Source organism: Buttiauxella warmboldiae, assembly GCF_003818135.1.
Lineage (GTDB): Bacteria > Pseudomonadota > Gammaproteobacteria > Enterobacterales > Enterobacteriaceae > Buttiauxella > Buttiauxella warmboldiae.
In genome coordinates, this window is sequence record NZ_RPOH01000100.1 from 36,474 (window position 1) to 49,620 (window position 13,147).

Here is a 13,147-nt window from a genome sequence, read left to right on the forward strand (position 1 = left end):
TAAAGCCTTAGTCTTCATCGAAACCCGCATTGAACAGCGCGATCACCGCGTTCAATGCCTGTTCTTCTTCAGGTCCGGTCACTTCGATTTCGATGTGACCCCCTTTAGCTGAATCCAGCATCAGCAGCGCAATCACGCTGTTGGCCTCAGCCTCCGTTCCAGCCTCGTTACGCAGCATCACCTCGGCGTTAAAGCTCTGCACCAGTTCGAACAACTTCATCGCCGGGCGGGCATGCATGCCCAGCTTGTTGGTGATCTCGACGGTCTGTTTTACGGTCATGTTTTGCGTTTTTCCAGCGTACGGTGGCGGGACTGCACGTTTTTACCGCGTGAGCGGAAATAGTCTGCCAGCTGTTCAGCAATGTAGACCGAGCGGTGTTTTCCCCCCGTACAGCCAATCGCCACGGTTAAATAGCTGCGGTTATTGGTTTCCAGCATCGGTAACCACTGCTCAAGATAACTGCGCGTCTGGTAGATAAAGTTGTGCACTTCGGTGTGGCGGTCAAGGAACGCCGCCACAGGCCTGTCGAGGCCGGTCATTGGGCGCAGTTTGGGATCCCAGTGCGGGTTTGGCAGGAAGCGCACATCAAACACATAATCTGCATCAATGGGGATGCCGTGTTTAAACCCGAAAGACTCAAAGACCATTGTCAGTTCACGCTCACGCTTGCCTAGCAGGCGTGTACGCAGCATTTCAGCCAGCTCATGCACCGACATTTCAGAGGTATCAACGATCAGATCGGCTCTGGATTTCAGGGGTTCCAGCAGATCGCTTTCTTCATCGATCGCGCTTTCCAGCGACAGATTTTTATTGGAAAGCGGATGCAAACGACGCGTGTCGCTATAGCGACGGATCAGCGTATTGCGATCGGCATCAAGGAACAATAATTGTGGTGAGAATGAATCAGGCAGATGACTCATCGCCTGTTCAAAAATTTCCGGGTTTTCCGGCATGTTACGCACGTCGATGCTAACAGCCGCAGAAATTTGTCGCTCTGCGAGCGTTTTGGCAAGATCGGGCAACAGCACCACGGGTAGGTTATCTACACAGTAGAATCCCATATCTTCCAGTGCCCGCAAGGCTACAGACTTCCCTGAACCAGAGCGGCCGCTGACAATCATCAGCACCATTTTATTACTCCCCCAACTTCTCTTGCTGTGGCGTCACAATCACCGCAGCCAGATTATTCATGTTCATTACCCTGTTCTGCTTCGGTAATGATCTGATAAAGCTCTTCATCGCTTTGTGCGCCACGTAAACGGCGGCAAATAGTTTTATCTGCCAGACGTTTCGCAACCAGAGACAAAGTGTGCAAATGCGTTTTGGTTTGATCTGCCGGAACAAGTAGCGCAAACATCAGATCTACCGGCTGATTATCAATAGCATCAAACGCGATCGGGGTTTCCAGTTTAATAAACACCCCGACGGCGCGGGTGGTATCTTCTTCCAGTTTTCCGTGAGGAATGGCGATACCGTTACCGATACCGGTACTTCCCATGCGTTCACGCGTCAGCACGGCTTCAAACACCAGCTGTGGCGGCAGGCCGAGTTGCTTTGCCGCCAGCTCACTGATGATTTCCAGCGCGCGTTTTTTACTCTGGCAATGTACGTTAGTGCGAGTACATTCCTTGTTCAGGACATGACTGAGTTGTAGAGCAGAATCGTTGTTCATCATAAGTTCACCTAAGCACCCTGTTATGCTAACGGCTCGTTACTTAGCGTAACGAGCCGCAAATGCTGAAACAGTTGCCCGGATTATCAGTGTTGTTTTAGTTTATCTTTATGTTTGGTTAACTGGCGCGCCAGTTTATCAATCAAACCATCAATTGCCGCATACATATCCTGGCCTTCTGCGCTGGCATGGATTTCACCACCGTTCACATGCAGCGTCGCGTCGGCAAGATGCGTGACTTTTTCCACTTTTAACACAATGTAGACCTGGTTAATTCTGTCGAAATAATGCTCCAGTTTGGCAAACTTGGTGCTCACAAAATCGCGCAGTGCGTCCGTGATTTCGACGTTTTGTCCGGTAATGTTAAGCTGCATAGCGTCTTCCTTATCGGTGAAGTCATACCAGCTGTTTACGCTGATTTGACGGTGGTATAGATAAAGACTCTCGGTACTTTGCAACGGTACGGCGTGCCACCATGATCCCCTGATCCGATAGCATAGTCGTTAACTTGCTATCGCTCAGCGGTTTCGCGGGGTTTTCCGCAGCAATTAATTTCTTCACCAGGGCCCGAATCGCCGTGGAGGAGGCTTCGCCGCCGCCTTCGGTGTTGACGTGGCTTGAGAAGAAATATTTCAATTCAAAAATGCCACGCGGACTGTGCAAATATTTTTGCGTGGTCACACGGGAAATGGTCGACTCATGCATTTCGACCACCTGGGCGATATCGGCAAGCACCATCGGTTTCATCTGCTCTGCGCCATGTTCAAAGAAGCCCTGCTGCTGCTCAACGATACAGCGGCTAACGCGCAGCAGCGTATCGTTACGGCTTTCAAGGCTTTTAATCAGCCACTTCGCTTCTTGCAGATTACTGCGAATAAATTGCGAGTCGCTGTCATTACGGGCATTGGTGCCCATTGCTGCGTACTGCTGATTGATTTTCAGCCGTGGCAGGCTGTCCGCATTCAGTTCTACCGTCCAGCGTCCCTGACTTTTTTTGACCAGAATATCGGGAATGACATATTCGGGTTCGCTGGTTTGAATCGATTGACCCGGCCGTGGGTCAAGAGACTGAATCAGGCACACCGCCTCTTTAAGCACTTCTTCTTTCAGACGCGTCACGCGCATCAGGCTGCGGAAATCATGATTGGCGAGCAGATCGAGATACTCGCTGACTATCAGACGTGCTTCATTGAGCCATGGCGTTTCACGGGCAAACTGTGACAGTTGGACCAGCAAACAATCACGCAGATCGCGCGCCGCAACGCCTACAGGATCAAAGCGCTGTACGCGTTTGAGTACCGCTTCCACTTCGTCGAGGGTGATTTCATCATCGCCCATGCTTTCCAGAATTTCTTCCAGCGAAACCGTGAGATAGCCCATCTCGTCAACGGCATCGACGATAGATGTCGCAATGGCGGTGTCGGTATCGGAAAACGGGGTGAGGTCGACCTGCCACATCAAATAATCCTGCAGTGACTGGGTGGTTTCTCCCTGATAAACCGGCAGCTCATCGTCAATATAATCGCTTCCGGTTCCGGATGGCGTACCGGCGGTGTAGATCTCATCCCAGCTGGTATCCAGCGGCAGCTCGTCAGGCATCTCTTTTTGTTCCAGAGCCTCACGAGTATCTAACGCTTCATCTTCACGAACTTCCTGAGTTTCGATTTCTTCATGCACATCGGTTTGCTCAAGCAGTGGGTTACTTTCCAGCGCCTGCTGAAGTTCTTGCTGCAGTTCTAACGTCGACAACTGCAGCAGACGAATCGCCTGCTGCAACTGAGGTGTCATAGCAAGTTGTTGGCTGAGCCGTAATTGCAAACCTTGCTTCATATTCAGAGCGACTTTCCTCAGGTATCTAACCCTGAATACAGTGAGACACCAGAGAATGGGGCGCTCAAATGATTCAGAGTATTAATCATTATGTTTCCTACCCTATCAGAGTCTGAACTCTTCGCCCAGATACACGCGCTTAACATGTTCGTCTTCCAGAATCTCCGCTGGCGTGCCGTGGGCGATTAAATGCCCCTGGCTTACGATGTAGGCGCGTTCACATACGGCCAACGTTTCGCGTACGTTGTGGTCCGTAATCAGCACCCCAAGCCCGCTGTCGCGCAGATGTTCGATAATTCGCTTGATGTCGATGACCGAAATGGGGTCAACGCCCGCAAAAGGTTCATCTAACAGAATAAATTTTGGGTTTGCCGCCAATGCGCGGGCAATTTCAACGCGGCGACGCTCGCCACCGGACAGCGACTGCCCGAGGTTGTTACGCAAATGCTCGATGTGAAACTCTTCCATCAGCTCGTTCGCGCGGTCTTCACGCTGCTCGGCGCTGAGATCGTCACGGATTTGCAGCACCGCCATCAGATTATCGAACACGCTTAAACGGCGGAAAATAGAGGCTTCTTGCGGCAAATAGCCGATACCACGGCGGGCACGAGCATGAAGCGGCAGCAGGCTGATGTCTTCATCATCGATAATGATGTTGCCGGCATCGCGCGGCACAATGCCGACCACCATATAAAAGGTGGTGGTTTTACCTGCGCCGTTAGGGCCAAGCAGACCCACAATTTCGCCTGATTTAACGGCCAGGCTGACGTCTTCAACCACGCGGCGGCCTTTATAGGCTTTGGCGAGGTTTTTTGCAATTAAAGTAGCCATAACGAATTAGTTACTCTTTTTCGGGGCTGCTGCAGGAGCCTGGCCGTCTTTTTTCTGCAATTGCGAAGGGACCAGAACGGTGGTGACACGCTTACCTTTTTCGCTAAAGGCCTGCATTTTCTGCTCTTTAACCAGGTAGGTAATTTTGTCGCCTTTGATATTGCTGTCAACCTGTTCCAGATAGGCGTTACCGGTCAGCACCACAAAATCATTTTGCAGCTCATAGTGCATGGTGGCGGAGCGGCCGCTCACGGGTTTTCCGCTATCCTGCATTTGATAGAAGGTGGCTGGATTGCCATAGCCATCAATCACTTCTTTGCCTTCCTCACCGCCAGGACGGGTGACGACCACTTTATCAGCATTGATTTTAATACTGCCTTGCGTCATCACCACATTACCCGTGAAGGTGACGATGTTGCCTTGCATATCCAGCGACTGTTGGTCAGATTCAATATGAATCGGCTGATCGGTATCCCCGGTCAGTGCCAATGCCGAAAAACTGGCGGCTAAAAGTGTACTGGTCAGTACGATATTACGGCTGAGTTTGTTTATTCTGGATTTCATAGGATGTTCTAACCTTTTCAATCAGCTCGGCATTTTTGCTGCGTAAGTTGCCACGCATTTTGAGGCCGGTGGAGTTAAAGCTGGTTCCATACAAGGTTACCTGGTCATCAGAGGCAACATCCTGAGTGACTAAATTAACCTGCGCATTGTCCGTGGTAATTTTACGTAACTGTGAATCTGGCGTGAGCGCTGTCAGCACCACATTGCCGTATAAATACAGCATCCGATCGTTAGTCAGTTTGGCGCGATCCGCCCGTAATGACCAGGTTGCCACTTTATTTTCGTCGTACTGTGTCATTACCGGGGTAGTGAACCACGAAACGGCGGTTTCAGAAAAATATTCCACATGGGCTGCGACCAGCCGATAATTTAACGCCCCTTCAGGACTGTAGGCGAGGGTGGTGGAATGTTCGCTTTTATAGGTGGGCTCGTTGCTGTTGACCGTTTGCGGCGCAACGGCGTCCTTATCGACCAGGTTTATGCCAATCAACACCAACGCCAGCAAGGAAAGCAGGATAATAACCCAACGTCTGGTCTTACTCATATAGATAGCCCTTTGGCCTCATCAAGCTTACCCTGTGCCAGTAACAGCAGATCGCAGACTTCACGTACTGCGCCACGCCCGCCCGCAATGCGCGTCACGTAGTCGGCACGAGGCGTCAGCAAAGGATGTGCGTCCGCTACCGCAACGCTTAAACCGACTTTAGCCATCACCGGCCAGTCGATTAAATCATCACCCACATAAGCCACTTGTTGCGCCGGGATCGCGAGCTTATCTAAAAGATCCTGAAAAGCCACAAGCTTATCGGACTGCCCCTGGTAGAGATGGCCGATCCCCAGGGTCTCACAGCGATCTTCGAGCAGTTTCGCCTTACGGCCGGTGATAATGGCCACTTCGATATCAGAGGTCAGCGCACAGCGAATACCGTAGCCGTCACGCACGTTGAATGCTTTCAGCTCTTCGCCGCTATTGCCCATGTAAATCAGGCCATCAGACAGCACGCCATCCACGTCTAAAATAAGCAGGCGTACGTTAGCGGCCCGCTCCATCACGTGCGTGCTTACCGGGCCATAACAGGTGGCAAGAGACGCTTCATGGTTACTCATTAAGGCTAATCCTTTGTTAAACCACGCCTGCGCGCAGCATGTCATGCATATGTACCACACCGAGCAGCTGGTCGCCATCGGCAACCAATACCGAGGTAATATGGCGCGACTGCATTAAATTCAGCGCATCTACCGCCAGCACTGTTGGGCGAACGCGAATGCCACCGGGAGTCATCACATCTGCAATATTGAGCGCGTGGAGGTCAACGCCCATATCAAACACCCGGCGTAAATCACCATCGGTGAAGATCCCTTCGATTTTCATCAGGGAGTCACAGATGACGGTCATGCCCATATTTTTGCGCGTTATTTCCAGCAGCGCATCGCGCAGCGAAGCCTCTTTGCTGACGTGCGGGATCTCGTCGCCGCTGTGCATAATATCGCTGACGCGTAATAACAGTTTACGTCCCAATGCACCGCCTGGGTGAGAAAGTGCGAAATCTTCTGCGGTAAAGCCGCGGGCTTTGAGCAGCGCGACGGCAAGCGCGTCGCCCATCACCAGCGTGGCGGTTGTGCTGGAGGTTGGGGCCAGACCCAGTGGGCAGGCTTCCTGCGGCACTTTGACACACAGGTGAATATCAGCGGCTTTGCCCATCGAACTTTCCGGACGGCTGGTGATGCAGATAAGCGCCACCTGTAAGCGTTTGAGTACCGGAATCAGCGCCAGAATTTCGTTGGACTCGCCCGAGTTAGAAATCGCGATAACAATATCCTGCGCGCTAACCATCCCGAGATCGCCATGGCTTGCTTCACCAGGGTGGACGAAAAAAGAAGGGGTACCGGTGCTGGCAAAGGTCGCCGCCATTTTTTTACCGATGTGGCCAGACTTGCCCATGCCCATGACCACCACTTTTCCCTGGCAATAGAACATTTTTTCACAGGCCAGCGAAAAGTCGGTATTGATATATTGTTCGAGCTGATCCAGGCCTTCACGTTCGATCTTCAGGACTTCTTTGCCTGCTTGCTGAAAGTCAAAACCCGGTTGTAATTCTATCTGTGACATAATTTCCGTTCCGCTTTACCCAACCACAGGCGATGCCGCAAACCACAGCATCACAATCCATACCAAGAAACTGCATGTTAACAGAGCCCCCGCCGTCTTGCCGATCGAGCGTGATTTACGCCAGCAAAGTACGGCAAAAATGGCGCTAAGTAGCAGCATGACCCAATAGTCCCGGGCATAGGCATCGGGGGCAATCTCACCCGGTGCTATTAGCGCAGGAATGCCCAGCACTAACACAATATTGAAGATATTCGAGCCGATGATATTGCCAATCGCAATATCATCTTCGCCTTTACGCGCCCCGGCGATGGTGGTTGCCAGCTCCGGCAGGCTTGTGCCGACCGATATAATCGTCAGGCCAATCACTAACTCGCTTACGCCGAAGTAATGGGCGGCAACGCTTGCGTTATCGATAACCATACGCGTGGCCATCGGCATAATGATTAAGGCCACGGCCAGCCATAAAAATGCCACGGGGCGACTGCCTTCACGGGGCAGCTCCGCCAGCTGTTCGCGGGTCAGGGCATCCGCTCCTTCATGTCCGGCAAGGCGCGCTATTTTAATGGTAAACAGCAGATATGCTACTGCGACAGCAATCAGTATCACCCCGTCAACGCGGCTGAGCTGGTTATCAAAAAGCAGCCACCCGATGATGCCGCTGACCACTAACATTAGGGGCAACTCGCGGCGTAGAATATCGGAATTCACGCTAAATGGATGCAAAAGTGCCGCTAAACCGAGAATCAGTAAGATATTGGTGATATTTGAACCCAGCGCCGTTCCCAGCGCTAAATTTAATTGCCCATGAAAAGCCGCAGAGCTTGCCACGATAAGTTCAGGCAATGAGGTACCGATACTGACCACGGTTAAACCGATAAGCAGCGGCGGAACCCCAAAGCTGCGGCAAAGTATGGAGGCGGCAAACACCAGACGATCGGCACTATAAACCACTAAAAGCAAACCGATGATTAACAGAGCTGTAGCTAACAGCATGCAAAATCCTTTATTCAGGTATAATCGCCCGTCTTGTGCTGGGAAAGTACCGGCAGAGCATACAGTTCTGTAGGCCATGGTATATGAATGCTTAATTCTGACTTTATGTGGCAGAAAAGTAAAACGAATGCCAGTTTTCGCTAATCGGGACTGAGAATAACCTGTAAAAATGTTGCACTGGAACGCTGTTTCCCTCCAGCGCTTCGTCCGTGAACTTGAGAAAAGGAAAGATGATGAGCCAGACGCAGACGAATCTGGTCGAAATTCGCGGTGTAAGTTTTACTCGCGGCAGTCGGCGCATCTTTGACAATATTTCCCTGAATGTGCCGCGTGGCAAAATTACCGCCATCATGGGGCCTTCAGGAATTGGTAAGACGACGCTGCTGCGGCTGATCGGTGGGCAAATTCAGCCTGACAGCGGTGAAATCCTGTTTGACGGTGAGAACGTACCGGCGATGTCGCGCTCGCGTTTATACCATGTTCGTAAACGTATGAGCATGCTGTTTCAATCCGGCGCGCTCTTTACTGACCTCAATGTGTTTGAAAATGTAGCCTACCCGCTGCGTGAGCATCGCCGCTTGCCGGAGGAGCTACTGCGCAGCACGGTGATGATGAAGCTTGAGGCGGTGGGATTACGCGGAGCCGCTAAACTGATGCCTAACGAACTCTCTGGCGGTATGGCGCGGCGGGCAGCCCTTGCGCGCGCCATTGCTCTCGAACCCGATCTGATTATGTTCGATGAGCCCTTCGTGGGGCAGGACCCGATTACGATGGGGGTTCTGGTGAAGTTAATTTCTGAATTAAACAGTGCGTTAGGCGTGACCTGTATTGTGGTGTCGCATGACGTGCCAGAAGTGCTGAGCATTGCCGATTACGCCTATATTGCGGCGGATCAGCACATCGTGGCTGAAGGAACGCCAACAGCATTGCGAGAAAATGGTGACCCGCGGGTTCGTCAGTTCCTTGACGGTATTGCCGATGGACCCGTACCGTTCCGCTATCCGGCAACGGATTATCGGAATGATTTATTATCAGAAACAGGGAGTTAAGCAACTCATGCTCTTTAATGCACTGGCATCGTTCGGGCGGCGGGGATTAAAAACCTGCGCGTCATTTGGCCGGGCCGGGATCATGCTTTTTAATGCGCTGGTGGGGAAACCTGAATTCCGCAAACATGCGCCGTTGCTGGTGCGCCAGCTGTATAACGTCGGCGTATTGTCGCTGCTGATTATCATCGTTTCCGGGCTGTTTATCGGCATGGTGCTTGGCCTGCAGGGTTACCTGGTGCTGACCACCTATAGTGCGGAATCAAGCCTCGGTATGCTGGTGGCCCTGTCGCTGCTGCGTGAGCTGGGCCCCGTTGTGGCCGCGCTATTGTTCGCCGGGCGCGCAGGTTCCGCTCTGACCGCAGAAATTGGCTTAATGAAGGCAACTGAACAGCTCTCCAGCATGGAGATGATGGCGGTTGATCCTTTACGCCGCGTTGTCTCTCCGCGCTTTTGGGCCGGCGTTATTTCATTGCCGCTGCTGACGCTTATCTTTGTAGCCGTCGGCGTCTGGGGAGGCGCACTGGTTGGCGTGAACTGGAAGGGTATTGATTCTGGCTTCTTCTGGTCTGCCATGCAGGATGCCGTCAACTGGCGTACCGATCTGATTTACTGTGTTATTAAGAGCGTGGTGTTTGCGATAACAGTAACCTGGATTGCGTTATTCAATGGCTACGACGCTATTCCTACCTCCGCCGGGATTAGCCGGGCAACAACACGTACCGTTGTGCACGCTTCGTTGGCTGTTTTAGGGCTGGATTTTGTGCTCACTGCACTGATGTTTGGGAATTAAGTTCATGCAAAGTAAGAAATTTGAAACCGGAGTTGGGGCATTTTTAATTATCGCGCTGGCCGCCATCGTCTTTTTGTGCCTGAAAGTGGCGAATGTCACTTCGCTGCGCAGTGAACCCACGTACCGCATCTACGCCACTTTTGATAACATCGGCAGCCTGAAAACGGGGTCGCCATTGCGTCTTGGCGGCGTGGTGATTGGCCGCGTTGACGACATTACTCTTGATCCAAAAACCTATTTGCCGCGCGTCACGCTCGATGTCGAAAAGCGTTATGACCATATCCCGGATACCAGCTCGCTGGCGATCCGTACCTCCGGTTTGCTGGGGGAGCAATATCTCGCGCTGAATCTCGGTTTTGATGACCCTGAGCTGGGGTCATCTATCCTTAAAGAGGGCGGCACCATTCAGGACACCAAATCAGCGCTGGTGCTCGAAGACCTGATCGGCCAGTTCCTGTATAAGAGCGGCAACGGTGATAATCAGAATTCAGGAGATGCCTCAGCGCAGGCTCCAGAGGATAATAGTGTTGCGCCACAGCCGGGCACCACACGCTAATCTACGAGGAAAAGTGTTATGTTTAAAAGACTTATCATGATTGCCATGCTGGTTATTGCCCCGCTGGCGAACGCTGCCGATCAAAGCAACCCTTACAGGTTAATGGGCGAAGCCGCACAAAAAACCTTTGATCGCCTGAAAAACGAGCAGCCTAAAATTCGCCAGAATCCAGACTACCTGCGCGACATCGTGGGCCAGGAGCTGCTGCCTTATGTCCAGGTGAAGTATGCCGGCGCGCTGGTTTTAGGCCGTTACTATAAAGATGCCACTCCAGCCCAGCGTGATGCCTACTTCAAAGCATTCGAAGCCTACCTGAAACAGGCGTATGGCCAGGCGCTGGCGATGTACCATGGGCAATCTTACCAAATTGCGCCTGAGCAGCCGCTGGGCGATGCCACCATTATTGCGATCCGCGTGACCATCGTTGACCCAAATGGCCGCCCGCCTGTGCGCCTTGATTTCCAGTGGCGTAAGAATAGCCAGACCGGCAACTGGCAGGCGTACGACATGATTGCCGAAGGCGTCAGCATGATCACCACCAAGCAAAATGAGTGGAGCGACATCCTGCGCACCAAAGGCATTGATGGTCTGACGGCGCAGCTGCAATCAATCTCTAAATTGCCAATTACGCTGGAAAATAAAAAGTAATGGCTGACGAGCTTAACTGGCAGCGTGAAGCGGTAACTCTGCACCTGACGGGAGAGTTGGACAGCGACACCGTGGGGCCGCTATGGCAGCAGCGCGAACAAATTATGGCGGGTACTAAGGTGCTTAACCTCTCTGGCCTGACGCGCGTGGATACATCGGGCCTGGCTTTGTTGATCCATCTTGTGGCGTTTGCCAGGCGTCAAAATGTTGAGATACAACTCCAGGGCGCCAGCGAGAACTTACAGACGCTGACTAAACTTTATAACCTGCCAGAAGAGATCCTTCCTGCCTTTGCAGGCTAGTGTTTTCATAGCGTTACTATCATTGCCCCCGATCTAATGGGATCGGGGGCTTTTTGCTTATTTAAGCCTGCGCCACTTTCCTCTAAGATGTGTGGCTTATTTCCTTAACCGACGAATTATATCCCATGGAAAATCATGAAATTCAGACGGTGCTGATGAACGCACTGCCCCTCCAGGAAGTCCACGTCTCAGGCGATGGCAGCCATTTTCAGGTGATAGCGGTGGGTGAGTTATTCGCCGAGTTAAGTCGCGTGAAGAAGCAACAAACGGTGTATGCGCCATTGATGGATCTGATTGCTGATAACCGCATTCATGCGGTTTCCATCAAGACCTACACGCCGCAAGAGTGGGATCGCGATCGTAAACTTAATGGTCTTTGAGCAATTCGCCGCATGCGGGTTGTAACGATTAGAATTTAATAGAGAGCAGTTGCAATGGATAAATTTCGAGTTCAGGGGCCAACCCGACTGAGTGGTGAAGTGACGATCTCCGGGGCGAAGAATGCCGCGCTGCCGATCCTCTTCGCCGCCCTGCTGGCCGAAGAGCCAGTTGAGATTCAAAACGTTCCCAAACTGAAAGATATTGATACCACCATGAAGCTGTTAAGCCAGCTGGGTACCAAAGTTGAACGTAATGGTTCGGTGTGGATTGACGCCAGCGAGGTGAATATTTTCTGTGCCCCGTACGATCTGGTGAAAACCATGCGCGCTTCTATCTGGGCGCTGGGACCGCTGGTGGCGCGTTTTGGCCAGGGGCAGGTTTCTTTGCCTGGCGGTTGCGCCATCGGCGCACGCCCGGTGGATCTGCACATTACGGGCCTTGAGCAACTGGGCGCTGAAATCAAACTGGAAGAAGGCTACGTGAAAGCTTCTGTTCAGGGGCGTCTGAAAGGCGCGCATATCGTGATGGATAAAGTGAGTGTAGGCGCCACCGTAACTATCATGAGTGCTGCAACGCTTGCCGAAGGCACCACCATCATCGAAAACGCCGCCCGCGAGCCGGAGATTGTGGATACCGCGAACTTCCTCAATACTCTGGGTGCGAAAATCACCGGCGCAGGTACTGACCGCATTACTATCCAGGGGGTTGAACGCCTCGGTGGAGGAGTTTATCGCGTCGTGCCTGACCGTATTGAAACCGGGACTTTCCTGGTGGCTGCGGCCATTTCTGGTGGCAAAATTGTTTGCCGTAATGCGCAACCAGACACCCTTGATGCGGTGCTGGCGAAGCTGCGCGAAGCCGGTGCAGATATTGAAGTTGGTGCCGACTGGGTTAGCCTGGATATGCACGGTAAGCGTCCGAAAGGCGTGACAATCCGTACTGCGCCACACCCCGGTTTCCCAACCGATATGCAGGCTCAGTTCACCCTGCTGAACCTGGTTGCGGAAGGCACCGGTGTTATCACCGAAACCATTTTTGAAAATCGCTTCATGCACGTTCCGGAACTTATCCGTATGGGCGCGCATGCAGAGATTGAAAGTAATACCGTTATTTGCCACGGCGTGGAAAAACTGTCTGGTGCGCAAGTGATGGCGACCGATCTGCGCGCTTCTGCAAGCCTGGTGCTGGCGGGCTGTATTGCCGAAGGGACTACCGTTGTTGACCGTATTTACCATATCGATCGCGGCTACGAGCGTATTGAAGATAAACTTCAGGCGCTGGGTGCGCAGATTGAACGTGTAAAAGGTAGCGGTAATAGCGGCGAGTAACGCGGGTTGTCTTTCAGCAAGAAATGAAAAACCGGGCAAGCCCGGTTGAGGTTGCTGACAAAGAAGGAAAAAACGTGGTTTTTCCTTCTTTG

Annotated in this window: 18 protein-coding genes; 7 read left to right on the plus strand and 11 right to left on the minus strand. The window is 52.3% G+C overall.

What is annotated here, in order from left to right:
* Window positions 1-7: 7 nt before the first annotated feature.
* From npr to EHN07_RS19425, 11 genes are all read right to left on the minus strand, one after another.
* A complete protein-coding gene (npr, locus tag EHN07_RS19375; RefSeq protein WP_124025640.1) occupies window positions 8-280 on the minus strand; it encodes a PTS phosphocarrier protein NPr in 273 nt (90 codons plus the stop codon).
* Window positions 277-1,131: an RNase adapter RapZ gene (gene rapZ / locus EHN07_RS19380; protein ID WP_124025641.1), complete on the minus strand. Its 855-nt coding sequence runs from the start codon at window positions 1,129-1,131 to the stop codon at window positions 277-279. Before rapZ ends, npr begins: the two co-directional genes overlap by 4 nt.
* Window positions 1,132-1,184: 53 nt before the next feature.
* Window positions 1,185-1,676 carry a PTS IIA-like nitrogen regulatory protein PtsN gene (gene ptsN, locus EHN07_RS19385; RefSeq protein ID WP_124025642.1) on the minus strand — a complete coding sequence of 164 codons (492 nt, stop codon included), beginning with the start codon at window positions 1,674-1,676 and terminating at the stop codon, window positions 1,185-1,187.
* Window positions 1,677-1,759: 83 nt separating this feature from the next.
* Window positions 1,760-2,047: a ribosome hibernation promoting factor gene (gene hpf, locus EHN07_RS19390; protein ID WP_124025643.1), complete on the minus strand. Its 288-nt coding sequence runs from the start codon at window positions 2,045-2,047 to the stop codon at window positions 1,760-1,762.
* Window positions 2,048-2,069: 22 nt separating this feature from the next.
* Window positions 2,070-3,503: an RNA polymerase factor sigma-54 gene (gene rpoN / locus EHN07_RS19395; protein ID WP_124025644.1), complete on the minus strand. Its 1,434-nt coding sequence runs from the start codon at window positions 3,501-3,503 to the stop codon at window positions 2,070-2,072.
* Window positions 3,504-3,608: 105 nt separating this feature from the next.
* On the minus strand, window positions 3,609-4,334 hold the full coding sequence (gene lptB / locus EHN07_RS19400) for an LPS export ABC transporter ATP-binding protein (RefSeq protein ID WP_124025645.1): 726 nt from the start codon (window positions 4,332-4,334) through the stop codon (window positions 3,609-3,611).
* 6 nt (window positions 4,335-4,340) lie between these two features.
* Entirely contained in the window at window positions 4,341-4,898 is a 558-nt protein-coding gene (gene lptA / locus EHN07_RS19405) for a lipopolysaccharide ABC transporter substrate-binding protein LptA (protein ID WP_124025646.1), read from the minus strand.
* Window positions 4,867-5,442 (minus strand): LPS export ABC transporter periplasmic protein LptC, encoded by a 576-nt coding sequence (gene lptC / locus EHN07_RS19410; RefSeq protein WP_124025647.1) that lies wholly within the window; start codon window positions 5,440-5,442, stop codon window positions 4,867-4,869. The genes lptA and lptC overlap by 32 nt, the downstream gene beginning before the upstream one ends.
* The gene (gene kdsC, locus EHN07_RS19415; RefSeq protein ID WP_124025648.1) at window positions 5,439-6,005 is read right to left on the minus strand and encodes a 3-deoxy-manno-octulosonate-8-phosphatase KdsC; all 567 of its coding nucleotides are present in this window, start codon (window positions 6,003-6,005) and stop codon (window positions 5,439-5,441) included. Before kdsC ends, lptC begins: the two co-directional genes overlap by 4 nt.
* Before the next feature lie 16 nt (window positions 6,006-6,021).
* Window positions 6,022-7,008 (minus strand): arabinose-5-phosphate isomerase KdsD, encoded by a 987-nt coding sequence (kdsD, locus tag EHN07_RS19420; protein WP_124025649.1) that lies wholly within the window; start codon window positions 7,006-7,008, stop codon window positions 6,022-6,024.
* Between the two features lie 15 nt (window positions 7,009-7,023).
* Window positions 7,024-8,001: a calcium/sodium antiporter gene (locus EHN07_RS19425; protein WP_124025650.1), complete on the minus strand. Its 978-nt coding sequence runs from the start codon at window positions 7,999-8,001 to the stop codon at window positions 7,024-7,026.
* Window positions 8,002-8,234: 233 nt separating this feature from the next.
* Here EHN07_RS19425 and mlaF point away from each other — a divergent pair, with 233 nt between their 5' ends.
* The 7 genes from mlaF (at window position 8,235) to murA (ending at window position 13,055) form a co-directional block, all read left to right on the plus strand.
* Window positions 8,235-9,050 carry a phospholipid ABC transporter ATP-binding protein MlaF gene (mlaF, locus tag EHN07_RS19430; protein WP_124025660.1) on the plus strand — a complete coding sequence of 272 codons (816 nt, stop codon included), beginning with the start codon at window positions 8,235-8,237 and terminating at the stop codon, window positions 9,048-9,050.
* Window positions 9,051-9,057: 7 nt separating this feature from the next.
* Entirely contained in the window at window positions 9,058-9,840 is a 783-nt protein-coding gene (gene mlaE, locus EHN07_RS19435) for a lipid asymmetry maintenance ABC transporter permease subunit MlaE (RefSeq protein ID WP_124025651.1), read from the plus strand.
* Window positions 9,841-9,844: 4 nt separating this feature from the next.
* Window positions 9,845-10,396, plus strand: coding sequence for an outer membrane lipid asymmetry maintenance protein MlaD (mlaD, locus tag EHN07_RS19440; RefSeq protein ID WP_124025652.1), 552 nt, complete (start codon window positions 9,845-9,847; stop codon window positions 10,394-10,396).
* A gap of 18 nt (window positions 10,397-10,414) precedes the next feature.
* Entirely contained in the window at window positions 10,415-11,044 is a 630-nt protein-coding gene (gene mlaC / locus EHN07_RS19445; protein WP_124025653.1) for a phospholipid-binding protein MlaC, read from the plus strand.
* Window positions 11,044-11,346, plus strand: a complete 303-nt coding sequence (mlaB, locus tag EHN07_RS19450; RefSeq protein ID WP_124025654.1) for a lipid asymmetry maintenance protein MlaB — start codon at window positions 11,044-11,046, stop codon at window positions 11,344-11,346. The genes mlaC and mlaB overlap by 1 nt, the downstream gene beginning before the upstream one ends.
* A 125-nt stretch (window positions 11,347-11,471) precedes the next feature.
* The gene (gene ibaG, locus EHN07_RS19455; RefSeq protein WP_124025655.1) at window positions 11,472-11,726 is read left to right on the plus strand and encodes a BolA family iron metabolism protein IbaG; all 255 of its coding nucleotides are present in this window, start codon (window positions 11,472-11,474) and stop codon (window positions 11,724-11,726) included.
* A 54-nt stretch (window positions 11,727-11,780) separates the two neighbouring features.
* A complete protein-coding gene (murA, locus tag EHN07_RS19460) occupies window positions 11,781-13,055 on the plus strand; it encodes a UDP-N-acetylglucosamine 1-carboxyvinyltransferase (RefSeq protein WP_124025656.1) in 1,275 nt (424 codons plus the stop codon).
* Window positions 13,056-13,147 lie beyond the last annotated feature (92 nt).